At 72.7% G+C, this 22496-nt stretch carries 17 protein-coding genes and 1 riboswitch; of the genes, 9 read left to right on the top strand and 8 right to left on the bottom strand.

Translation table 11 applies throughout. The annotated features are described in order from the left end of the window. Positions 1-6: 6 nt before the first annotated feature. Positions 7-177, top strand: a riboswitch (cyclic di-AMP (ydaO/yuaA leader). Together ABZ449_RS02380 and ABZ449_RS02375 are read left to right on the top strand one after the other, a co-directional pair. Then, positions 164-1531 carry a transglycosylase family protein gene (locus ABZ449_RS02380; protein ID WP_360338687.1) on the top strand — a complete coding sequence of 456 codons (1368 nt, stop codon included), beginning with the start codon at positions 164-166 and terminating at the stop codon, positions 1529-1531. (Overlaps the previous riboswitch by 14 nt.) 243 nt (positions 1532-1774) lie before the next feature. Further along, positions 1775-1975: a hypothetical protein gene (locus tag ABZ449_RS02375; protein ID WP_360338684.1), complete on the top strand. Its 201-nt coding sequence runs from the start codon at positions 1775-1777 to the stop codon at positions 1973-1975. A 107-nt stretch (positions 1976-2082) separates the two neighbouring features. Here the strand turns inward: ABZ449_RS02375 and ABZ449_RS02370 are convergent, their stop codons facing one another. From ABZ449_RS02370 to ABZ449_RS02350, 5 genes are all read right to left on the bottom strand, one after another. Then, complete coding sequence (locus ABZ449_RS02370) at positions 2083-3102, bottom strand: LacI family DNA-binding transcriptional regulator (RefSeq protein ID WP_360338681.1); 1020 nt, start codon at positions 3100-3102, stop codon at positions 2083-2085. 25 nt (positions 3103-3127) lie between these two features. Further along, positions 3128-4825: an alpha-amylase family glycosyl hydrolase gene (locus ABZ449_RS02365; protein WP_360338678.1), complete on the bottom strand. Its 1698-nt coding sequence runs from the start codon at positions 4823-4825 to the stop codon at positions 3128-3130. A 126-nt stretch (positions 4826-4951) separates the two neighbouring features. Next, the gene (locus ABZ449_RS02360) at positions 4952-5857 is read right to left on the bottom strand and encodes a carbohydrate ABC transporter permease (RefSeq protein WP_360338675.1); all 906 of its coding nucleotides are present in this window, start codon (positions 5855-5857) and stop codon (positions 4952-4954) included. 40 nt (positions 5858-5897) lie between these two features. After that, entirely contained in the window at positions 5898-6899 is a 1002-nt protein-coding gene (locus ABZ449_RS02355; RefSeq protein WP_360338672.1) for a sugar ABC transporter permease, read from the bottom strand. Positions 6900-7055: 156 nt separating this feature from the next. Continuing rightward, positions 7056-8333 (bottom strand): extracellular solute-binding protein, encoded by a 1278-nt coding sequence (locus ABZ449_RS02350; RefSeq protein ID WP_360338669.1) that lies wholly within the window; start codon positions 8331-8333, stop codon positions 7056-7058. A gap of 310 nt (positions 8334-8643) precedes the next feature. On the opposite strand from ABZ449_RS02350, the gene ABZ449_RS02345 reads away from it, so the two are divergent. Continuing rightward, complete coding sequence (locus tag ABZ449_RS02345; RefSeq protein ID WP_360338666.1) at positions 8644-9150, top strand: GNAT family N-acetyltransferase; 507 nt, start codon at positions 8644-8646, stop codon at positions 9148-9150. Between the two features lie 32 nt (positions 9151-9182). Here the strand turns inward: ABZ449_RS02345 and ABZ449_RS02340 are convergent, their stop codons facing one another. Both ABZ449_RS02340 and ABZ449_RS02335 read right to left on the bottom strand, forming a co-directional pair. Beyond that, entirely contained in the window at positions 9183-10247 is a 1065-nt protein-coding gene (locus ABZ449_RS02340) for an aldose epimerase family protein (RefSeq protein WP_360338663.1), read from the bottom strand. Between the two features lie 272 nt (positions 10248-10519). Continuing rightward, the gene (locus ABZ449_RS02335) at positions 10520-13537 is read right to left on the bottom strand and encodes an AAA family ATPase (RefSeq protein WP_360338659.1); all 3018 of its coding nucleotides are present in this window, start codon (positions 13535-13537) and stop codon (positions 10520-10522) included. Positions 13538-13847: 310 nt separating this feature from the next. Here ABZ449_RS02335 and ABZ449_RS02330 point away from each other — a divergent pair, with 310 nt between their 5' ends. The 3 genes from ABZ449_RS02330 (at position 13848) to ABZ449_RS02320 (ending at position 17479) form a co-directional block, all read left to right on the top strand. Then, on the top strand, positions 13848-14795 hold the full coding sequence (locus tag ABZ449_RS02330) for a terpene cyclase (RefSeq protein WP_360338656.1): 948 nt from the start codon (positions 13848-13850) through the stop codon (positions 14793-14795). A 513-nt stretch (positions 14796-15308) separates the two neighbouring features. Then, complete coding sequence (locus tag ABZ449_RS02325) at positions 15309-16832, top strand: aldehyde dehydrogenase family protein (protein WP_360338653.1); 1524 nt, start codon at positions 15309-15311, stop codon at positions 16830-16832. 323 nt (positions 16833-17155) lie between these two features. Further along, entirely contained in the window at positions 17156-17479 is a 324-nt protein-coding gene (locus ABZ449_RS02320) for a nuclear transport factor 2 family protein (RefSeq protein ID WP_360338650.1), read from the top strand. 45 nt (positions 17480-17524) lie between these two features. Here the strand turns inward: ABZ449_RS02320 and ABZ449_RS02315 are convergent, their stop codons facing one another. Then, positions 17525-18748, bottom strand: a complete 1224-nt coding sequence (locus tag ABZ449_RS02315) for a serine hydrolase domain-containing protein (RefSeq protein WP_360338647.1) — start codon at positions 18746-18748, stop codon at positions 17525-17527. Positions 18749-18859: 111 nt separating this feature from the next. On the opposite strand from ABZ449_RS02315, the gene ABZ449_RS02310 reads away from it, so the two are divergent. The 3 genes from ABZ449_RS02310 (at position 18860) to ABZ449_RS02300 (ending at position 22365) form a co-directional block, all read left to right on the top strand. Beyond that, a complete protein-coding gene (locus ABZ449_RS02310) occupies positions 18860-19369 on the top strand; it encodes an NUDIX domain-containing protein (RefSeq protein ID WP_360338644.1) in 510 nt (169 codons plus the stop codon). Between the two features lie 97 nt (positions 19370-19466). Then, complete coding sequence (locus ABZ449_RS02305) at positions 19467-20309, top strand: TetR/AcrR family transcriptional regulator (protein WP_360338641.1); 843 nt, start codon at positions 19467-19469, stop codon at positions 20307-20309. 139 nt (positions 20310-20448) lie between these two features. After that, the gene (locus ABZ449_RS02300; protein WP_360338638.1) at positions 20449-22365 is read left to right on the top strand and encodes a hypothetical protein; all 1917 of its coding nucleotides are present in this window, start codon (positions 20449-20451) and stop codon (positions 22363-22365) included. Positions 22366-22496 lie beyond the last annotated feature (131 nt).

Genomic DNA, 22496 nt, shown 5'->3' with positions numbered 1-22496 from the left:
TCGGATGTCCTGGAAACGCGAAATCGCACCACGGCAGGAGCGGGGGACCCACAGGTAAGTCGCCCCGGACCGGTCTTCGGAACGGTCCAGGGCTAGGGGTGAAGCCGCGCCCACAGCGCGGCCGGGCAACTCCAGCCCGAATCCGACAGCTCACCTCGCAGGCGTGGGAGAGGACCGCGTCTTCATGCTGCCCACCAACGGCACTCGCCTGTCCAGCCGCACCCGTCGTGTGATCGCCGCCCTCGGCGTCGCCGGCGTCGGCCTCACCGTCCCCTGCATCGCCTCCGGCACCGCCTCCGCCGCCTCCGTCGCCACCTGGGACAAGGTCGCCCAGTGCGAGAGCGGCGGCAACTGGAGCATCAACACCGGCAACGGCTTCTACGGCGGCCTCCAGTTCACCTCCAGCACCTGGTCCGCCTTCGGCGGCACCGCCTACGCGGCGCGCGCCGACCTGGCCACCAAGGACCAGCAGATCGCCATCGCCGAGAAGGTCCTCGCCTCGCAGGGCCCCGGCGCCTGGCCGGTCTGCTCGGTCCAGGCCGGCCTCACCAAGGGCGGCCCCGCGCCCACCGTCAACACCTCGGCGGGCTCCACCTCCGGGTCCACCACGGGCTCCACCGCCGCCAAGCCCGCCGCGCCCGCCCAGAGCGCCAAGCCGGCCGCTCCGGCCGCACAGCCCGCACAGCCCCAGGCCCCGGCCGCCAAGCCCGCGGCGCCCGCCCAGGACGGCGCTCAGGCCACCACCGACTCCGCCGCCTCCGGCAACCGCGGCGACTGGGTCCAGAAGCGCCAGCAGCAGGCCCAGGGCAGCGACTACACGGTCGTCGCGGGCGACTGGCTGTCCGCGATCGCCGACCAGCACCAGGTGCAGGGCGGCTGGCAGCGGCTGTACGAGCTCAACCGCGGCACCCTGTCCGAGGGCCCGGACACCATCTACCCGGGCCAGCACCTGTCCCTCGGCGGCAACGGCCAGGCCCAGGCCGGTCAGTCCGCCACCGGCAAGTCCGGCTCGGACTTCACCTGGTTCGACCGCTCGCAGCAGTCCGGCCAGTCCGCGAACGGCGGTGCCGTGAACGCCCAGCCGACCGCGCAGGCCCAGGCCCCGGCCACCAAGCCGGCCGCCAAGCCCGCTCCGCAGACCCAGACCCAGACCCAGGCTCCGGCCGCCACCGGCAGCATGGCCGCCGCGGTCTCCTTCGCCGAGTCGAAGGTCGGTCAGGCGTACGTCTACGGCGGCACCGGCAACGGCGGCTGGGACTGCTCCGGCCTGACCCAGGCCGCCCTGCGCGCCGCGGGCATCTCCATCCCGCGCGTCGCCGCCGACCAGGCCGCCGCCAGCACCCACGTCTCGCTGGACAGCCTCCAGCCGGGCGACCTGCTGTTCTGGTCCAACAACGGCAAGGACTCCGGCGTGTACCACGTCGCGATCTACGTCGGCAACGGCAAGTACGTCGAGGCCGCCAACCCGAGCTCGGGCGTCCGCGAGCAGAGCATCGCCAACTGGGCCCCGGACTTCGCCGGCCGGGTCTGAGGACGGCGAACGGCCGACAGCCGACGGACGACAGATAACAGCTGACAGATAACAGATTTCATCATCTGTCAGCTGTCGCTCGAACGCTGCCACCCACGACCCCCGGGGAGAGTCTGGTCGCTCCTCCCCGGGGGTTCCGGCATGCCTCCGGCCCTACCTCCGGCCCTACCTACGCGGCGAATCCCCGTGGTGAATCCCCGCCCCAACGGGCATGCTGCTGCTCTGCACCCGAGGAGGAGCCACATGGCCCAGGTCACCGTCACCCTCGACGCGAACCTCGCGATCGACGCGATGATGCTCTCCGGCACCAAGAACCCGCAGGACGCCGTCGAACTGGTCCTGCGCGACTACCTGGCCCGCGGCCGCCGTACCGAGACCCGCACCGGTGAGGCGGCCGACGGGCACCGGCTGACCGTCGACCGCCCGACCACCCAGGAGGGCTGATCCCCGACGGCCGCCAACGGCCCGCGACGGCCGGCCGCACGCACGCCGAAGGGCCCCGGAGAGCAACCGCCCTCCGGGGCCCGTCCATCGGCCGTGCCGACCGGGGCTCAGCGCGCGCAGGCCCCGGTGGACCCGCGCATCACCAACTCCGGCTGGAACATGAACTCGCCCCGCTGGGCCGCGTTCCCGCCGACCTCCTCCAGCAGCGCGTCCACCGCCGCCGTGGCCATCGCCTCGACCGGCTGGCGGATCGTGGTCAACGGCGGCTCGGTGAAGGCGATCAGCGGCGAGTCGTCGAAACCGACCACCGACACGTCCTGCGGCACCGACAGCCCGCGCTGCCGCACCGCCCGGATCGCCCCGAGCGCCATCATGTCGCTCCCGCAGACGATCGCCGTGCAGCCCTTGTCGAGCAGCGCGCCGGCCGCCGCGTGCCCGCCCTCCACGCTGAACAGCGTGTGGTGGACGAGGTTCCCGGCCTCCGCCTCGGTGAGTCCCAGCACCGCGCGCATCGCGGCCGTGAAGCCCTCGATCTTGCGCAGGACCGGCACGTACCGGCGCTGACCGACGGCCAGCCCGATCCGCTCGTGGCCGAGTTCGGCCAGGTGTTGGACGGCCATCCACATCGCGGCCCGGTCATCCGGCGAGATGAACGGCGCGTCGATCTTCTCGCTGTAGCCGTTGATCAGCACGAACGGCACCCCGCGCCCGGCCAGCCGGGCGTAGCGGTCGTGGTCGGCGGTGGTGTCGGCGTGCAGCCCGGAGACGAAGACGATGCCCGCCACGCCCCGGTCCACCAGCATCTCCACCAGTTCGTCCTCGGTGGACCCGCCCGGAGTCTGGGTGCACAGCACCGGCGTGTAGCCGTGCCGGCTGAGCACCTGCTCGATGACCTGCGCCAGCGCGGGGAAGATCGGGTTGCTCAGCTCCGGCGTGATCAGGCCGATCAGCCCGGCGCTGCGCTGGCGAAGACGGGTCGGCCGCTCGTACCCGAGCACGTCGAGCGCCGCCAGGACGGTCTGCCGGGTGGCGGCGGAGACGTTCGCCTTGCCGTTGAGCACGCGGGAGACGGTGGCTTCGCTGACCCCCGCCTGCGCCGCGATGTCTGAGAGTCGCGCCGTAGTCACGGTCCCAGAGCCTATGCCAACCACGTCAGACCGCCCACCAGCCGGTGCTGTCCGGAGCGAGCACCGTCTCGCCGCCGTCCACCACGAGGTCGGCCGAGCCCAGCAGCAGCGTGCCCGGGGCCGCGATCCGCACCGGCCGGCCGGTGGCGTTCACGGTGCACACGAAGGTGCCGCGACGGAACATCAGGGTGCCCTCGGGGCTCTCCAGCCACTCGACGCCGGTGCCGGCGCCGAGGTCGGGCTGCGCCCGGCGGACGGCCAGCGCGCTGCGGTAGAGCTCCAGGGTGGAGGTCGGGTCGCCGGTCTGCGCCTCGACGCTCAGCCCGGCCCACTCGGCCGGCTGCGGCAGCCAGGACGGCCCGCCGGCCACCGGTCCGAAGCCGTACGGGGCCTCGGTGCCGGACCACGGGATCGGGACGCGGCAGCCGTCGCGGTAGCCGTCCTGTCCGGCCTGGCGGAAGAAGGACGGGTCCTGGCGGACCTCGTCGGGCAGGTCGGTGACGTCCGGCAGGCCGAGCTCCTCGCCCTGGTAGACGTAGGCCGAGCCGGGCAGCGCGAGCATCAGCAGGGTGGCGGCGCGGGCGCGGCGCAGGCCGAGTTCGCGGTCGCCGGGGGTGCGGATCTGGGTGCCGAGGCCGGGCTCGTTGGCGAACCGGGTGGCGTGCCGGGTGACGTCGTGGTTGGAGAGCACCCAGGTGGTGGGGGCGTCGACCGGGCGCATCGAGTCCAGCGAGAGGTCGATCACCTCGCGCAGCGCGGCGGCGTCCCAATCGGTGCCCAGGTACTGGAAGTTGAACGCCTGGTGCAGCTCGTCGGGGCGGACGTAGTTGGCGGTGCGCTGGACGGTCGGGGTCCACGCCTCGGCGACGCCGATCCGCTGCCCCGGGTACTCGTCGAGGATCTTGCGCCAGCTGCGGTAGATCTCGTGCACGCCGTCCTGGTCGAAGAACGGCATGACGTCGTTGCCGAGCAGCTTGAGCTGGTCGGCGCCGCCGAGGTCGGGCAGGCCGGGGGCCTTGACCAGGCCGTGGGCGACGTCGATGCGGAAGCCGTCCACGCCCATGTCGAGCCAGAACCGCAGGATCGAGCGGAACTCGTCGGCGACGGCCGGGTTCTCCCAGTTGAAGTCCGGCTGCTCCGGGGCGAACAGGTGCAGGTACCAGTCGCCGGGGGTGCCGTCCGGGTTCTCGCTGCGGGTCCAGGCCGGGCCGCCGAAGATGGACTCCCAGTCGTTGGGCGGCAGTTCGCCCTGCTCGCCCTTGCCGGGGCGGAAGTGGTAGCGCTCGCGCAGCGGGGAGCCGGGGCCCTCGCGCAGGGCGCGCTGGAACCACTCGTGCTGGTCCGAGGAGTGGTTGGGGACGAGGTCGACGATGATCCGCAGACCCAGGTCGTGGGCGTCCCGGATCAGGGCGTCGGCGTCCAGCAGGGTGCCGAACATCGGGTCCACCGCGCGGTAGTCGGCCACGTCGTAGCCGGCGTCCGCCTGCGGCGAGGCGTAGAAGGGCGAGAGCCAGACCGCGTCCACGCCGAGGTCGCGCAGGTAGGGCAGGCGGCTGCGGATGCCGGGCAGGTCACCCATGCCGTCGCCGTTGGAGTCGGCGAAGCTGCGCGGGTACACCTGGTAGATGACCGCGTCCCGCCACCAGCCTCTGGACGCGCTGACGTTCGCCTCGTGAGCGGTGTCTGCGGCAGGCCGGGAGGTGTCGGCCAGGTTCTGGGTCATGGACGGTATCCCTTGGGGACTAGAGGAGCGGAAGGCGCTGGGACGTGGAGCGCGCGACGACGTGCGGGTGGGTGACGACGCGGAGGCGCTGGACGGCTTGGCGGCGCGTGACGACGTGGCGGTGCGCTACGACTTGGAGGCACCGGCGGTCAGGCCGGTGACCAGGTGGCGCTGCACCAGGTAGAAGAAGGCCGCGGACGGGATCGCGATCAGCACGGCGGTCGCGGCCATCAGGTTCCACTGGGCGTCGTGCTCGCTGACGAAGGTCTGGAGGCCGACGGCCAGCGTGTACTTGTCGGAGCTGAGCATGAACGTGGAGGCGAACGGCACCTCGGCCCAGTAGGTGAGGAAGGAGTAGAAGGCCGCCACCGCCAGGCCCGGGCGGGCGAGCGGCAGCACCAGCCGCCAGAAGGTGCCGAACGGGCTGAGCCCGTCGACCCGGCCGGCCTCGTCGATCTCCACCGGGATGGTGTCGAAGTAGCCCTTCAGCAGCCATGCGCAGTACGGCACGGTGGTGGTCGAGTAGACCAGGATCAGGCCGGTGTAGCTGTCCAGCAGGCCGAGTTCGGAGAGCATCGTGTACATCGGCACGATCAGCACCGCGATCGGGAACATCTGGGTGACCAGCAGCGACCACATCAGCGGCTTGTGCCCGGGGAACTTCATCCGGGAGACGGCGTAGCCGGTGGTGGCGGCGACCATCACGCCGAACACGGTGGTGATGCCGGAGACCAGCAGGGCGTTGCCGAACCAGGTGAAGAAGTCGGTGTCGGACAGCACGTGCTGGTAGTTCGACAGCGTCAGCTTGTCGAAGATCTGGCCGGGGTGGAGGTAGTCGGTCTTGTCCGGGCCGAGCGAGACGAACAGGATCCACGCGACCGGGAACAGCGCGATCAGGCCGGCCAGGATCAGGGTGCCGTGGGACAGCGCCCGGGCCAGCGGGCTGCGCTCGCCGCGGCGGCGGACCTTGGCGGGCCGGGCGGCCGGGGCCGGCGCCGCCGCGCGGGCCGGGACTTCGGTGGTGGTGCTCATCGGGGTTACCTGCCTTCGTGGGTCAACTGGGTCCGGGGCCTCAGCCGTTGGCCTGCTCGTTGCGGGCGAGCCAGCGCCGGTAGAAGGCGGTGAAGACGATCAGGATGGACAGCAGGATCACGCCGTAGGCGGCGGACTGCGCGTAGTCCCGGGGGATCTGGCCGAAGCCGAGCCGGTACGCCCAGGTGACCAGCAGCTGGGCGTCGGGGGCGCCGGTGCCGAACAGCAGGAAGATCACGTTGAACTGGTTGAACGTCCAGATCACGCCGAGCAGCACGACCGTGGAGGAGACGGAGCGCAGCCCGGGCAGGGTGACGTAGCGGAAGCGCTGCCAGGCGGTGGCGCCGTCCATCTCCGCGGCCTCGTACAGCTCGGCCGGGATCGACTGGAGGCCGCCGAGCAGCGAGATCATCATGAACGGCACACCGGCCCAGGTGTTCACCAGGATCGCGGCCACCTTCTGCGCCCACGGGTCGGTGAGCCAGCCCGGCTCGGGCAGGTGCAGGAAGGAGAGGGCGCTGTTGACGACGCCGCCGTCGGCGAGCATCAGGCGCCAGGAGAAGACGGTGACGAAGGTCGGTACGGCCCAGGGCAGGATGAGCAGCATCCGGTAGGCGGCGCGGCCGCGCAGCTTCTGGTTGAGCAGCAGGGCGAGGCCCAGGCCGAGGGTGTAGTGCAGGAAGACGCAGATGGCCGTCCAGGCGATGGTCCAGACGAAGTGCGACCAGAAGCGGTCGTACGAGCCGGGGCCCCACAGGATGTCGGCGTAGTTGTGGAAGCCGACGAACTCGTAGCTCGCCGGGATCTCGTTGACGCCGATCTTGCGGGCGACGTTGAGGCTGTTGGCGTCCGTGAGGGTGAGCCAGATGCCCTCGACGAGCGGGTAGATCACCAGCACGCCGAGCACCAGCACGACCGGGGCGATCATCGCGTAGGCGTACCAGTGCTTGGCGTAGGAGCGCTTGACGCGTTCCAGCAGGCCCGGACGCTGCTCGCGCTCCCGGCTGCCCTTGCCGGTGGCGCCCTGCACGGCGACTGACATCGTTTGCACCTTCTCGGGGGGTTCTCGGGGGAGGCCGACGGCCCGGCCTGCCGGGGCGACGGATGACGGCGGACAACTGACAGATGATGAAATCTGTTCTCTGTTATCCGTTCGCCGTCATCCGTCAGCCGTCCGCCGGCGGGCCGGGCGCAGGGACTACTTGGCGAAGCTCGGCAGGAGCTTGGCGTAGTCGGTGGAGACGGTGTTCAGCGCGTCCTGGGTGCTCGTGCCCTGGACGGCCTTGCCCAGGTTGGTGCCCAGCGAGGCGAACAGCGAGCTGTACTCCGGCAGTTCGGGGCGCGGCTTGGCGCTGCTCAGCACGGCCTGGAAACCGGCGATGCCCGGGTCGGCCTTGACGTCGGCGGTGAAGGCGTCGGAGCGGGTGGGCAGGGTGGAGTTCTTCTGCGCGATGAACGCCTGGCTCTCGGCCGAGGTCATGAAGGCGGCGAACTTCTCCGCGGCGGCCTTGTGGGCCTTGTCGGCGCCGGCGTAGACGGAGATGTTGTGGCCGCCGGTCGGGGCGCCACCCTTGCCGCCGGAGCCGCCCGGGACGGCGGCGATGCCCAGGTTGTTCTTGTCGGCGAAGGCCGAGCCCTTGTAGATGTTGGTGATCTCCCAGGGACCCTGGATGATCGCCGCGACCTTGCCGCTGTTGAAGGCGTCCATCATGTGCGCGTAGGCGTCGGTGGTGACATCGGCCTTGGCGGTGCCCGGCGCGGTGAACATCGACTTGTAGGTCTCGACGGCCTTGACGGCCTCCGGCGAGGCGACGGTGATCTTCTTGCCGGCGGCGTCGACGGTGTCGGTGCCCTCGCCGAACAGGAACGGCATCGCGTAGTAGCCGTCGGCGGCCTTCAGCCAGAAGCCGTCCACGCCGGCCTTCTCCTTGACGGCGGCGGCGTCGGCCTTCAGCTCGTCCCAGGTCTTCGGCGCCTCGGTGATGCCGGCCTTGGTGAACAGCTCCTTGTTGTAGAGCAGGCCGAGGGTGTCGGTCACCAGCGGCACGCCGTACAGCTTGCCCTCGTACTTGGCCTGCTGGATCAGGCTCGGCTGGAAGGCGGAGGTGTCGGCGGCGGCCGGGGTGCCGTCCAGCGGCTCCAGGTAGCCGGCCTTGGCGAAGGCGGCGGTCCAGCCGACCTCGGAGCGGAACACGTCCGGAGCGCCCTTGGCCCCCATCGCGGTCTGGAGCTTGTTCTGCGCCTGGTCGAACGGCACGTTGACGAAGTCGACCTTGATGTTCGAGTTGGCGGCCTCGAACTTCTTGACGAGCTCCTGGTAGTTCGGCGCCTCGTTGGTGGCGTTCGACGTGTCCCAGTACGTGAGGGTGACCGGCCCGTCGGCCTTGCCGTCGGAGCTGGAGCCGCTGCTGCTACAGGCAGCCATCGAGACCGCGAGGGCCACAACGAGGGCAGAGGCCGCGATGCCACGCCGCATGAGAACTCCTTGGGAGGGTGGGGGTGCCCGAGATGTTCGGAGACAGGCGCATAATGGCTGCCTCGTGCCGACCGCACCGTTGCTGCCGTCGGGCTCGGGAAGGAAGTTAACAGCGGCGCAAGATCGACGGAAAGTCCTTGCAGCAAGTTTCTGCAAGAAACCGCGATCGTTACGCCCGCGTGTCCTGGACGTTGCCGCTCGGTAGTCGACAGCCGCACCGATTGCCCGAGTTCGCCCGATTCCTCCCTCCATGGACTGGCCGGCGGAACCACCGTGCGTGGCCGAAAGCGGTCTGCAGCAGACTGGACGCATGCGAATCAGAGCCGTCACCAGGGACGAACTTCCGCTGCTCGCCGAGCTGGAGCGGGCCGCCGGCGCACCCTTCGCCGCGATCGGCATGCCGGAGATCGCCGAGGACGAACCCCCGGCACCGGAGGAGCTGGCGCACTACCTGGAGCAGGGCGTCGCCCTGGTCGCCGAGGCCTCCGACGGAACCGTCGCCGCCTACCTGCTGGCCGAGCCGGTGGACGGCGCGCTCCACATCGAACAGGTCTCCGTGCACCCCGACCACGCCCGCCGCGGCATCGGCCGGGCGCTGATCGATCACCTCGCCGGCACCACCGATGCCCCCGCGCTCACCCTCACCACCTTCGCCGAGGTCCCCTGGAACGCCCCCTACTACGCCCGCTGCGGCTTCCGCCCGCTGGCCGGGGACGAACTCACCCCCGGTCTGCGCGAGATCCGCCGCAAGGAGGCCGAGCACGGCCTGGACCGCTGGCCCCGGCTCTGCATGCGCCGGGACCTGGCCAAGCCGTAGGGCTCGGAGCCACTCCCCCGGTCCGGACCTCGCTAGTCGGTCCCCAGCCGGAGCACGGTCGTCGAGCGGAACTCCTCCCCCGGCCGAAGCTCCGTGCTGGGGAACGCCGGGTGGTGCGGGGAGTCCGGGAAGTGCTGGGTCTCCAGCGCGATCCCGGCGAACGGCCCGTACGGGACGCCGCGCGCGCCGGTGACCGCGCCCTGGAACTTGTTCGCCGTGTAGACCTGGATGCCCGGCTCGGTGGTCAGCACCTCCAGGGTGCGGCCGCTGACCGGGTCCTCCAGCAGCGCGGCCCGCGCCGGGCGGCCGTCCCCCGGCCGGGCGCGCAGCACCCAGTTGTGGTCGTAGCCGCCGGGCCCGGTCAGCTGGGGGTGCTCGTCGTGCACCGACTTGCCGATCGGCGTGGCCACCGTGAAGTCGAACGGCGTGCCGGCCACCGGCTCCGTCCGGCCGTACGGGATCTGCCGCTCGTCGGCCGGGGTGTACGCGTCGGCGTCCAGGGTGAGCAGGTGGCCGAGGATGTCGCCGTTGCCTTCACCCGCGAGGTTGAAGTACGCGTGGTTGGTGAGGTTGACGACGGTCGGCTTGTTGGTGACGGCGCGGTAGGCGATCACCAGCTCGCCGGAGGCGTCCAGGGTGTAGGTGACGGTGACGTCCAGCGCGCCCGGGAAGCCCTGGTCCCCGTCCGGGCTGTGCAGCGACAGCCGTACCCCGCCCTCGACCGGCTCGGCCGCCCACATCCGGTGCGCGAAGCCGTCCGGACCGCCGTGGAGGGTCATGCCGCCGCCGGTGGGGGCGAGCTGGTGCTCCTCGCCGTCGATGGTGACCGACGAGCGGTCGATCCGGTTGGCGTACCGGCCCACCACCGTGCCGTGGTGCCGGGCCGCGCCGAGGATCTCGGACAGCCGGTCGGTGGCCAGCAGCACCTGGGCGGAACGGCCGGAGCGGTCCGGCGCGCTCAGGGTGTGCAGGGTCGCACCGAGGCTGAGCACGCTCGCCTCGTACGGGCCGGCCGTGAGCGTCCAGCGCTCGATCGCGGCGCCCGCACCCGAGGGCTCCAGGGGTTCCTGCCGCACGCTGGTGGCCTCGCTCGCCATTGGCCTGCTCCTCACTGGCGGCCACGTCGCACCGCGGCTGCCCCGTTCCGGGTCTGTCGAGGGGCCGCGGCGGCCCCGTGTCCGTCAGCCTAACGACGGCGGCGGCCGCGGGGCGCTTCCGCGAACCCACGCGCCGTCTCACGCGCCGCCGTCCACCATCTGGCGCCCCCTCCGACCGCCGGAAGCCGCACCCGCACCCGCACCCGCACCCGCACCCGCACAGCGAACCGGTCACGACTGCCGGGCGCCACGCCCGGCCCCGTGGCCCGTTCCTAGTCGTCCAGGTCCTCCGGCCGCCCCGCGTCCCGCCCCTGCTGCTGCGGCAGCCCGAGCGCCGAGGCCAGGCCGTCCGGCCCGCTGCCCGCCTTGCGGTAGACCGCTGCCAGCCGACGGTTGACCAGCCCGATCGGCACCCCGAGCTCGTCGGCGATCCGCTGCGGCGGCACGCCCTGCACGGCCCGCTTGGCGACCTCCCACTCCGCGTTGCTGAGCGTCTCGATGGTGTCCCGGAAGTCGCGCAGCCCCAGCCGGTTGGGCCGCAGGCCGTAGTTGGCCAGTTCCCGCCGGGCCCGGTCGACCAGCCCCTCCGCGGAGCAGTGCTGGGCCAGCTCGATGCCCTGGTACAGGTACTCCTGGGCGTCCTCCAGCCGCCCGACCCGGCGCAGCGCGGCACCGAGGTCGACCAGCGCGACGGCGTGCTCGTAACCGGCCGGGGACTGCCCGAGGTACGCCACGGCGTCCTCCAGCAGCTCGACCGCCGCCTGGCCGTCCTCGATCCGGGCGTGCAGGCGCAGCGCGCTGCCGATCGCCGAGGCGGTGCCGAAGGCGCGCGCGTCCCGGACGGCCCTCTGGGCGTACTCGCGGGCACGCTCGGGCTCGTCGTCCGCGATCGCGATGGCGAGGTGTCCGGCCCAGGGCGCCCAGACGGTGTTGCGCCAGCCGCGGACCTCCAGCTGGGCACCCGCCTCGGTGAGCGCGGCGGCCGCGCCCGCGTGCTTGTCCTTGGCGACCAGCAGCTTGCCGTACAGCGAGGCCGCGTCCGGCAGCACCATCGCCGTCGCGTGGTAGGGCGGGTGGAACCCGAAGTCGTTGGCCATCCTCCAGGCCTCGTCGAGCCGGCCGCGGGCGATCAGGGTGTCGACGAGCACGCCGACCGCGTCCCACGCCAGCGGCAGCTTCTCCCCGATCCGCTCGGAGATGCGGTGCGCCCGGCGCAGGAAGTCCTCGGCCTCGGCGAGCAGGCCGCGGCGGAACCGGGCCAGGCCCATCAGGAAGTAGGCGAAGCCCCGGTGGGCGCCGCTCCAACCGGCGATCTCGAACTGGATGATGGCGTCCGCGGCCAGCCGCTCGGCCTGGGCGATGCGGTCGTTGTAGATGTACGTCAGGCTGAGCATCGCGGGCAGTTCGAAGCCCCAGGTGGTGTCGGTCCAGCCGAGGCCCTTGGGCAGTCGGCCGCCGTCGAGGACCTCGTCGGCGAGCGCGAGCGCGTCGGAGGAGGGGGCGCCGCGCAGGGTGAGGTCCCAGGCGCGCATCGCGAGCACGGCCCGGTCGGCCGCCTCCCGCCCGCTCAGGCTCCGGCACATCTCGCCGAGCCGGGCGGAGCGGCCCTGGCCGTCCTCCTCGGACTTGCGGAAGGCGTGCCACATGAACGCGGCGGCCTGGAGCCGCTGGCGCCCGGCCGGATCGGCGGTCTTCTCGGCCTCTCCCTGGCAGACCAGGGCCGCCTGGCCCAGCTCACCGGCGTGGGCGAGCACCTCGGAGAGCCGGAAGGTGGCGTCCACCCGCAGTGCGGGGCGCAGCGGCACCTCGTCGGGGTCGAGGGCGAGCCTGAGCTGGTTGACGGTGGCGACGGGGTCGGTCAGCAGCGCGGAGCACCCGAGTTCGTAGAGCACCTCGGCCTTGATCTCGTCGGCGGGCGGCTCGTTGAGCGCGCGGTGCAGACAGCGCTGGGCCGCCTCGGGGGCGCCGATCAGCTGGTGTTCGACGGCGGCGCGGCGCAGTTTCTTGACGATCCGGTCGTCGCCCTCGCCGGAGTGGGTCTCGACCAGGTGGCGGGAGGCGGCGAGCAGGCCGAGTCCGGCGTTCTCGATCTCGGCGGCGGCGATGCCGTGCATGCCGAGGCGGGTGGCGTCCGGCATGGTGTTGTAGATGGAGCTGGCGATCAGCGGGTGGACGAACTCCAGGTTCCCGTTGGGGGTCTGGGTCAGCACGCGCTGCTTGCGCAGCTGCTTGATGGAGTCGCGGGCGCCCTCGGTGCTCTGGGTGGAGATCCGGGTGGCGAGGTCGACCCGGATGTCGGTGCCCAGCATCGCGCAGGCCCAGGCGAAGCGCAGGGTGCTGGCACCGAGCCGGTCCAGCCAGCTCTTGAGGGTCATCCCGGCGGCGTCGACGGCGAGTTCGCGCAGCTGCCGGGAGTTCTCCTCGACCGGTTCGAGTTCCTGTTCGCGGACCTGGTCGAGCAGGGCGTTGGCCTCGAACGGGTTGCCGTTGACGACGTTCCAGAACTCGTAGCAGAAGGCGTCCTCGGCCTTGTCGCCGAGCTCGGCGCGGATCATGTCGGTGACGGAGCTGAGGGTGAGCCGGTTGAGCTCGTGCTTGCGGGCCTTGAGCGCGAGGACGTCCTTGAGGAAGTCCTGGGTCTCGACGGGCCAGTCGTTCTCGTCCTCGCGGAAGGCGAAGACGAGCAGGACGGGAAGTTCACTCGATCGGATGGCGAACTTGGTCAGCCAGGAGAGTGACTCCCCGTCCGCCCAGTGCAGGTCGTCGACGATCATCACCATCGGCGCGCGGCGCGGTGCGAGCTGGGTGAGGACGTAGTCGAGGCCGTCGCGCACGCCCTGCGGGTCGAGGCGGCGGGCGCCGGCCTTGGGCTGCTTGAGGCCCATGGCCGGACCGACGACCTCCTCCCAGGTGCCCATGACCTGGCTGTACGCCTCGGGCTGCAGGTTGCTGAGCACCGGCTGGAGCAGTTGGCGCAGCACGTGGTACGGGTCCTTGAACTGCCGCTCGCCGCCTCGGGCGAACAGCACGGTGGTGCCGTCGCGGAGCTTGGCGAGCCGCCGGACCTCGTGCAGCAGACTGGTCTTGCCGATGCCGGGGCGGCCGGAGAAGGTGAGCAGGTCACCGATCTCGGTGCCGCCGGCGGCGAAGCCGCGGCAGAGCCGCTCGATGGCGGCATCCACCGAGCGGAGTTCGGCGTCCCGGTCGCGCAGCCGGACCCTGGGCGCGATGCCGTCGACGTCGTGGGCGGAACCAGCACCCGCCCTAAGTGCGTTCTCCTGCTCGGTCACCGTCGTGCCTCCGCCTCGCCCGCTGCGTCACAGCTCCATCACTGCGTGGAGCCGAGGTTAGCGCCGCGCGGACCTCCCCGTGGGACATTCGTGCAGGCTGGGGCGGACGGCGGAGGTTTGCGGGAACCATCAAGGGCACTTGCCCTATATCCCTAACGTCCGATCATTGCATCAGATACCCTACGGCCTTCGAGGCAGCGGATGATCTTGCGAAGCCCACCCCCACCGTCCGCGGCCCGCCGCGCCAACTCCCCCCACCATCAGTGCTCGAACACGAAGCGCCCCCACCCTCCGCTGCACCGGGAGTCCGATGTCTGACGACACCTCACTTCAGATTCCGTTCCCGCACCGCCGCAGTCCGCACGGCGTCCACGCCACCGCACTGCACAGGGACTGGCTGAGCCGCCACCCGCTGCTGCCCGACGCCGACCACCCCGGCTACGCCCACTGGGAGGTGGTGGACCTCGCCGCACTCGGCTATCCGGACGCCGGCCCGGACGAACTCGCCCTGGCCGCCGACCTGATGGGCTTCTACTTCCTCTTCGACGACCAGTTCGACGGCCCGCTCGGCCGCCGCCCCGCCGAGGTGGCCCCGATCTGCGAACGGCTGATCGCCGTGCTGCACGGCGCCCGCCCCGACCAGGGTTCCGCGGTCGAGACCGCCTTCGCCGACCTGTGGGACCGCAGCGTGCGGGGCATGCCGGCCCGCTGGCAGGCCCGCGCCGCCTACAACTGGGAGTACTACCTGGCCAGTCACCCCGCCGAGGCGGCCGGCCGGATCTCCACCCGGCCACCGGACCGCGCCGGCTACCTGGAGCTCCGACGGGGCACCGCGGCGATGGAGACGATCTTCGACATGGTCGAACGCCTGGGCCAGTTCGAGGTCCCGGCCGCCGTACTGCACCACCCGGTGCTGCGCCAACTCCGCCAGCTGGCCGCCGACATACCCTCCCTCAGCAACGACGTGCGCTCCTACCCGCTGGAGGCGCCGCGCGGGGACGTGAACAACCTGGTCATGATCGTCCAGCGGGAGCGGCGGTGCTCGGCCGAGGAGGCCTGCGCCGTGGTCATCGCCGAGGCCCAGCTGATGGTCGACCGCTGCGCCGAGCTGCACGCCCGGCTGCCGGACGTCCACCGCGAGTTGGGACTCTCCCGGATCGAGCGCACGATCGCCCAGCGGTACGCGGACGGGCTGCTCACCTGGCTGGCCGGCTACCTCAGCTGGGAGGCCCGCACCGGCCGGTACCACACGGTCTGAACGGCGCGCGCCCGGAGCCGCCCGGCAGGCGCGCGGCGGTGCGCGGCGGTGCGCGGCGGTGCGCCCGAGAGTGCCGGCCCGGCCACGCGGCGGCGTGCGGCGGCACGTCGAGGAGGCGGTCCGACCGACGCGCGGCGGCGCGCGGCGCGCCGTGCGGGAGCACTGCCGGAACGCGCGCTCCGCAGTGATCCGGTTCGGAACACCCGCAGTGATCCGGTTCGGAACACCCGCGGTGATCCGGCCGGGACACCCGCGGTGATCGGGAACGGGCCCCCGGCGCACCCCCGGCAGCGCCGGAAGGCACACCCTCCGTACGGACTCGGCGTACGGACCGTAGCCGCGCCCGCCGTCCGGCGGCTATCGTGCTCGGCGGCGGGCGCCCCGGCGGGGCGCCGCTCGATTGCGTGTCCGACCCCTCCCGCCGGGCCGTCCCATGACCGGGCGGTCCGGCGCACCCGCCCGCGGCCCGAACCGGACCGGGGCGGGGCCCGACGCAGCAAGGAGACACCGAGCATGACGGTCTACCAGCCCCCCGGCACCCCCGGCAGCATCGTCGCCTACCGCCCCCGGTACGAGCACTGGATCGGCGGCACATGGACGCCCCCGGCACGCGGCGAGTACTTCGACAACCCGACCCCGGTCACCGGCGAGGTGTTCACCGAGGTCGCCCGCGGCACCGCCGAGGACATCGAGGCCGCCCTGGACGCGGCCCACGCCGCCGCTCCCGCCTGGGGCCGCACCCCCGCCGCCGAACGCGCGCAGGTCCTGCTGCGGATCGCCGACCGGATGGAGGCGAACCTGGAGCAGCTGGCCGTCGCGGAGAGCTGGGAGAACGGCAAGCCGGTGCGCGAGACGCTGGCCGCCGACCTCCCGCTCGCCGTCGACCACCTGCGCTACTTCGCCGGTGCGCTGCGCGCCCAGGAGGGCAGCCTCTCCCAGCTGGACGAGGACACCGTGGCGTACCACTTCCACGAGCCGCTGGGCGTGGTCGGCCAGATCATCCCGTGGAACTTCCCGATCCTGATGGCGATCTGGAAGATCGCCCCGGCACTCGCGGCCGGCAACGCGGTGGTGCTCAAGCCCGCCGAGCAGACCCCCGCCTCGGTGCTGCTGCTCGCCGAGCTGACCGCCGACCTGCTGCCGCCCGGTGTGGTCAACATCGTCACCGGCTTCGGCGAGGAGGCCGGAGCCCCGCTCGCCGCCAGCCCCCGGATCCGCAAGGTCTCCTTCACCGGCGAGACCACCACCGGCCGGCTGATCGCCCGCTCGGCGGCCGACAACCTGATCCCGGCCACGCTGGAGCTCGGCGGCAAGAGCCCCAACCTGTTCTTCGCCGACGTCGCCGCCGCCTCGGACGCCTTCTACGACAAGGCCGTCGAGGGCTTCGCGATGTTCGCCCTCAACCAGGGCGAGGTCTGCACCTGCCCCAGCCGCGCACTGATCGACTCCGCGATCTACGAGCAGTTGCTCGCCGACGGCCTGGACCGGGTGCGCGCGATGCGCCAGGGCAACCCGCTGGACACCGAGACCCAGGTCGGCGCCCAAGCCAGCGTCGAGCAGCTGAAGAAGATCCTCTCCTACTTCGAGATCGGCCGGGACGAGGGCGCCAGGGTCCTGGTGGGCGGCGAGCGGGCCGAGCTCGACGGCGCGCTGGCCGGCGGGTACTACGTGACGCCGACGGTCTTCGAGGGCGAGAACTCGATGCGGGTCTTCCAGGAGGAGATCTTCGGCCCGGTCGTCTCCGTGACCCGCTTCGACGGCTTCGACCAGGCCGTCGCCCTCGCCAACGACACCCAGTACGGGCTCGGCGCGGGCGTCTGGACCCGCAACCTCAACACCGCCCACCGGGCCGGACGCGCGATCCAGGCGGGCCGGGTCTGGACGAACTGCTACCACGCCTACCCGGCCCACGCGGCCTTCGGCGGCTACAAGAACTCCGGCATCGGGCGGGAGACCCACAAGGGGCTGCTCGAGCACTACCAGCAGACCAAGAACCTGCTGGTCAGCTACTCCCCCGACGCGGTCGGCTTCTTCTAGGCCCGGCAGGCCCGACAGGTCCGGCGAGTCCGGGAGATCCGGGAGATCCGGGAGATCCGGGAGGTCCGGGAGGTCCGGGAGGTCCTGTGACTCCGGCAGGCCCGGGAAGGGTCGCTCGGGCGGGAAAGCGGAGCGGGAGGCCCACCCGGGCCTCCCGCTCCCTCGCCACTCCCCGTGGCGGGCTCAGGGGCGAATCGCCTGTTCCGGGGATCAAAGCACACGAATGCGGCCAATTCACCGACGCGCCGCCGACATGCCCGGACGGCCCGCGCGAAAGCCGTAGACAGGACTCCCCGACCCTCACCCTCATCCGGGAGTCCCGCGTGACCATCGCCCCCACCAAACTCAGCGACCCCGCCGTCCGCGCCTTCGTCACCGCGGTCAACGCGGGCGACCGCGAGGCCTTCTTCGCCCTGCTGACCCCGGACGCGACCATGTCCGACGACGGCTCGGAACGCGACCTCGCGGACTGGGTCGACCGGGAGATCTTCGGCCCGAACGGTCGGATGGCCGTCCAGACCGAGTCGCACGGAGGCCACGCGCTGGTCGCCGAGTTCACCAACGAGACCTGGGGCACCATGCGCACCGCCTGGCGCTTCACCGTCGACGGCGGGAAGATCCACCGCTTCGAGACCGGCCAGGCCTGAGATCACCGCCGGCCGGACGTGGGCCAGGGCCGGCCGGCCCCGAGGCTACCGGTCCAGCCCCAGGCACCCCCGTACCGCGCGGATCAGGTTCCGCGAGCGGATGTCCCCGGTGACGCCCGGCTGCATGCCGTTGGTGACGTAGCCGAAGCCCAGCCCCAGGTCGGGGTCGGCGAAGCCGAGCGAACCGCCCCGACCCGGATGACCGAAGCTCGCCGGGGAGGCCATCGGCGCGGTCGGGCCGTGCCGCCAGAAGCCCAGACCGAAGGTGGAGTTGACGATCAGCACCCGGTCCGGCCCGCTCGCCACCGGCGCGACCGCGCGCGCCAGCACCTCGGGGCCGAGCAGCGGCGGCAGCAGCGATCCGGAGCCGTCCGTGCGGTCGGCCGCACCGATCAGCGCCGCGTAGAACCGGGCCAGTGACCGGGCGGTGCCGATGCCGCCGGCCCCGGGGATCTCGGCGGCCTGCACCGCCGGGTCGTTGAGGTCCACGCCGGGGCGCACCGAGGCGAAGGAGCGGGCGGTCAGCGAGGCCGGGTCCTGGTAGGCGTCCCGGACGGACTGCTTGGGCCGCACCCGCAGCCCGTTCGGACCGCTCCGGGCCGCCTCCGGGGCCGGGAGGTCGACCAGTCTGCCGACCCTGGGCGCGGCGCCGGCCGGCAGCCCGATCCACAGGTCCAGCCCGAGCGGCCGGGCGACCTCCTCGGCGAAGTACTGGCCTATCGTCCGACCGCTGACCCGGCGCACCACCTCGCCGACCAGCCAGCCGAAGGTGTACGGGTGGTAGCCGTGCGCGGTGCCGGGCTCCCAGGCGGGCGCCTGCGCGGCCACGGCGGCGGCCGCGCGCTCCCAGGTGAGCACGTCCTCCAGCCGCAGCGGCACGTCCAGCGCGGGCACTCCGGCCCGGTGCGAGAGCAGCCAGCTCACCGGTGTCCGGCCCTTGCCGGCCGCCGCGAACTCGGGCCAGTACGAGGCGGCCGGGGCGTCCAGGTCGAGCAGGCCGCGTTCGGCCAGGAGCAGCGCGGTGGTCGCGGTCAGGCCCTTGGTGACCGAGCGCAGCACCTGCGCGGTGCCCGCCGTCCACGGCACCGCGGGCGCCGGGCGGCCGCCGACCTCGGGCCGGGCGTCGCCGCCCCACAGGTCGACCACCTTGCGGCCGCGCACGTACAGCGCGAAGGCCGCGCCGAGCTCGCCGTAGTCGGCGAAGTTCCGCGCGAAGGCCGCCCGTACGGGCTCGAACCCCTCGGCCGTCTCGCCCCAGATCTCCACCACTGCGCGCCGTCCTCGACCAGTTCCGCTGCTTCTCGTGCCACTCGCGTTCGTTCTCGATCTCCTTCGATCGAATCCGTTCGAACCGAGCCCCGAAACCCTAACCTGTCCTCCATGACCAACCCTGCCGAGGAACTGCTGGACGTCGTCGACGAGCACGACCGCGTGATCGGGACCGCCCTGCGCGGCGAGGTGTACCGGCGCGGGCTCACCCACCGCTGCGTCTTCATCCTGGTCCGCGACCCGGCCGGGCGGATCTTCGTCCACCGCCGCACGGACACCAAGCTGTTCGCGCCCGGCGCGTACGACATGTTCGTCGGCGGCGTGGTCGGCTCCGGCGAGACCTACGCCGAGGCCGCCGTCCGCGAGGCCGAGGAGGAACTCGGCGTTCACGGCATCGCCCCGCGCCCCCTGTTCAAGTTCCTCTTCGAGCAGGACCGGCTCTCCTGGTGGTGCGACATGTACGAGGCCGAATGGGACGGCCCGGTCTCCCCCCAGGAGTCCGAGGTCGCCTGGCACGACTGGCTCACCCCCGCCGAACTCGCCGACCGACTCGCCCACGACTCCTTCGTCCCCGACGGCCTCGAGGCCTACCGCCGCTACCTGGACTTCCGGTCCGCGTAGCGCCGCCGCGACCTCGGGTCCGGGGCCGTTCCGCGGGCGGCGGCGCAGCAAGCCCCCGTATCCACCGGAGGGCCATCGACGAACTAGGGTGGCGCGCATGGCCTCCCGTACGCCGTCGCCGACGGCCGACCGCACAGCACGGACCCCCGCATCCACCCGGGCGGCGGGCGAGCGGCCGCGCCGGCGGCTGAGCGTGGACGAGCGGCGGGAGCAGCTGATCGCCGTGGCGCTGGAGCTGTTCAGCCGGCGGCCGCCGGAGGAGGTGTCGATCGACGACATCGCCGCCGCCGCGGGCGCCTCCCGGCCACTGGTGTACCACTACTTCCCCGGCAAGCAGGCGCTGTACGAGGAGTCGCTGCGGCGGGCCGGGCAGGAGCTGTCGGCCCGGTTCGAGGAGCCCATGGACGGGCCGCTGTCGGAGCGGCTGTACCGGGTGATGGGCCGCTACCTGGACTTCGTGCAGAGCCACGGCCCCGGCTTCGCCGCACTGCTGCGCGGTGGCTCGGTGGCGGCCAGCGCGGGCACCTCGGCGGTGATCGACGAGGTGCGCCGGGCCGCGCAGGAGCAGATCCTGGCCCATCTTGCGCTGCCCGAGCCGAGTGCCGGACTGCGGCTGGCCGTCCGGGCCTGGATCGCCAACGCCGAGATCACCTCGCTGGAGTGGCTGACCGAGCGCTCGGTGCCGCTGGAGGAGCTCCAACTGCACCTGGTGCAGGAGTTCGTCGCCTCGCTGACCCTCACCGCCGCCCGCGAGCCTGCCCTCAGCGCCGAACTGGCCACCTTCTTCGCCGACGAGCGTCCGGACGGCCCGACCGGGCGCCTGGTGCGGGACCTCGCGGGGCTGTTCGCCGTGCCGGGAATCGTCGAGGCGGTCACCGCGCTCGCCGCCGGCACCCCTGAGGACGGGTCCGCGCAGGCCACCGGGGCCGCCTCCGAGTGATCATCGGGTCATCCTGCGGTTCGGTCAGGACGGTGGGCTCTGATAGGAATGAGCAGGGATCTGACGGTACGCCGCCGCGGCGGGCCCGGTCCCACCGGAACCACCGACGGCAGACGGAGCAGAGCGGGGGGCTCACCAGGTGACCCAGGACGTCCAGTTCAGCGTGGAGGCCAATCCCTTCGCGGCGGCGGAGCAGGTCTGCGCGACCCTCGGCACCCTCACCGACGCCCTCTTCGACGAGCACACCTCGCGCCACCCGGCGGCCTCGCTGAGCGCCCTGCGGACGGCCGAACACCCCGCCGCCGAAACGCTGTTCGGCCTGCCACTGGCCCCCAACGGACCGGTGCACACCGCCCTCGACCGGCTCGGCACGGTGGTCACCGCCGGCACCGCCCGTCCTGGCACCGGCGCCCGGCTCACCGAGCGGGTGGTCGCCGCGCTCCAGGCCCGGTACGGCGGCGGTGCGGTGCGCGGCGCCATCGCCGACCGGGGCACCACCTCGGCCGCGCTGTTCCAGCTCCCGGTCACCGGCGAGTTCGCCGACGCCAAGCTGCGTCCGCCGTTCGCCCCTGCGCTGGCCGCACTGGCCTCCGGGCAGCAGACCCGGCAGCCGGTCGAACTGCCCACCGGCGCGGGCGCCGAGGTCCGGCTGGTCGTGCCGCCCGGCTTCCACGCGCTGACGTCCCCCGGCGGTCCGCCCGGCGTCTCCGCCCGTGCGGTGCCCCCGCTGCCGGCGCTGCCCGGCGGCACGCACCGAACCGGCGGCACGCACCGGACCGACGGCACGCACCGGACCGACGGCACGCACCGGACCGACGGCGCGGACCCGGCCACCGTGGCGGCCGCCGACGAGCTGGCCCGGCACCTGGCGGAGGTCTCCGAGGAACTGTTCAGCGCCACCGGCCCGGAGCCGCGGCGCGACTTCGCGGTGATCTCCGCCACCCTGGCCGACCCGATCCGCGACGCGGGCGTCGTGTACGCCGGCGTCTGCGCCCTGGAACTGGACGACCACACCTCGGACGCGGCCCTCGTCGTCTCGCTCGCCCGGCACCCGCTGCCGATCACCGCGCTCGCCACCGAACTGGCCACCGTCCGGCGGCACGCCGAGGTGTGGACCGTCCTGCTGCCGGCCGGTCCGGCCGCCGTCCTGGTCGAGGGCCGGACCGTCCCCGTGCCCGGACCGCTGGCCGCCGACGGACAGCGGCGCTGGGTGGTCACCTCGGCCGTCCAGGCCTTCGTACCGCTGCCCGACGGCGGGACCGTGCTGTGCGTCCAGCTGTCCACGGCGCGGCCGGAGGACTGGGAGCTGTACACGGAGGCGTTCGCGGAACTGCTGAAGAGCGTCCAGTTCGGCTGGGACGGCGGGCCGGCCGTGGTGGGCGGCGTTCCGGTCCAGGCGCCCGCTCCGGTCCAGGCGCCTGCTCCGGCTCCCGCTGCTCCCGCCGCTCCCGCCGCTCCCGCCGCCGAGCAGGACGCGGAGGAGAAGCCGGTGCACCTGCGCGGCACACCGGTACGGGTACCGCCGGCGGACTTCAACCCCTTCGCGCCGGTCGCGGAGGCCCCCGCCGCCGGTGGGGGCGACGCGGCGCCGGATGCCGGGGACGGCCCGAAGGGCACCCCGGTGATGGTCCCGCCACCGGACTTCAACCCCTTCTCCATGGAGGGCATCCCGGACGCTCCGGGCGACGCGCCCTCGGCGCAGCCCGCCGGGGCCGCTCCGGTCGCCGACCCGTTCGGCACCACGGTCGCGGCCGAGCAGAAGGCCGACCCGTTCGGCACCACCCTTCCCACGCAGGGCCCTGCCGTCCCGCCGCCGCCCTCGACCCCACCCGTCATCCCGGCCCAGGCGCCGCCCGTCGCAGTGGAAGCGGCGGCGCAGGATTCGCAGGAGCGCGGGGACGCGGAGGAGCCTGCTCCGGGCAAGGGCACGCCGGTGATGGTCCCGCCGCCGGACTTCAACCCGTTCTCCATGGAGGGCATCCCGGCCCTGCCGACGGACGACCCGGAGCCGGCAGCCGAGGCCGAGCCGGAGCCCGGGAGCCGACCGTTCGGCTGAGCGGGCGATAGGGAGCCCTGCACGCCGACGCGGACGAACAGAGGACGGCCGACGGCCGACGGATTTCAGGTAACAGCTGACAGATTTCAGATTTCAGCGAACGAAATCTGAAATCTGTCAGCTGTCCACTG

The sequence above is a fragment of the Kitasatospora sp. NPDC005856 genome, assembly GCF_040629945.1.
Classification (GTDB): Bacteria; Actinomycetota; Actinomycetes; order Streptomycetales; family Streptomycetaceae; genus Kitasatospora.
This window is presented reverse-complemented; position numbering and strand designations above follow the sequence as displayed.

Bases quoted from the DNA above. Each gene is read 5' to 3' on its own strand.
- ABZ449_RS02375 (WP_360338684.1), top strand. From the start codon at position 1,775: ATGGCCCAGGTCACCGTCACCCTCGACGCGAACCTCGCGATCGACGCG.
- ABZ449_RS02365 (WP_360338678.1), bottom strand. From the start codon at position 4,825: ATGACCCAGAACCTGGCCGACACCTCCCGGCCTGCCGCAGACACCGCT.
- ABZ449_RS02360 (WP_360338675.1), bottom strand. From the start codon at position 5,857: ATGAGCACCACCACCGAAGTCCCGGCCCGCGCGGCGGCGCCGGCCCCG.
- ABZ449_RS02355 (WP_360338672.1), bottom strand. From the start codon at position 6,899: ATGTCAGTCGCCGTGCAGGGCGCCACCGGCAAGGGCAGCCGGGAGCGC.
- ABZ449_RS02350 (WP_360338669.1), bottom strand. From the start codon at position 8,333: ATGCGGCGTGGCATCGCGGCCTCTGCCCTCGTTGTGGCCCTCGCGGTC.
- ABZ449_RS02345 (WP_360338666.1), top strand. From the start codon at position 8,644: ATGCGAATCAGAGCCGTCACCAGGGACGAACTTCCGCTGCTCGCCGAG.
- ABZ449_RS02340 (WP_360338663.1), bottom strand. From the start codon at position 10,247: ATGGCGAGCGAGGCCACCAGCGTGCGGCAGGAACCCCTGGAGCCCTCG.
- ABZ449_RS02330 (WP_360338656.1), top strand. From the start codon at position 13,848: ATGTCTGACGACACCTCACTTCAGATTCCGTTCCCGCACCGCCGCAGT.
- ABZ449_RS02325 (WP_360338653.1), top strand. From the start codon at position 15,309: ATGACGGTCTACCAGCCCCCCGGCACCCCCGGCAGCATCGTCGCCTAC.
- ABZ449_RS02310 (WP_360338644.1), top strand. From the start codon at position 18,860: ATGACCAACCCTGCCGAGGAACTGCTGGACGTCGTCGACGAGCACGAC.
- ABZ449_RS02305 (WP_360338641.1), top strand. From the start codon at position 19,467: ATGGCCTCCCGTACGCCGTCGCCGACGGCCGACCGCACAGCACGGACC.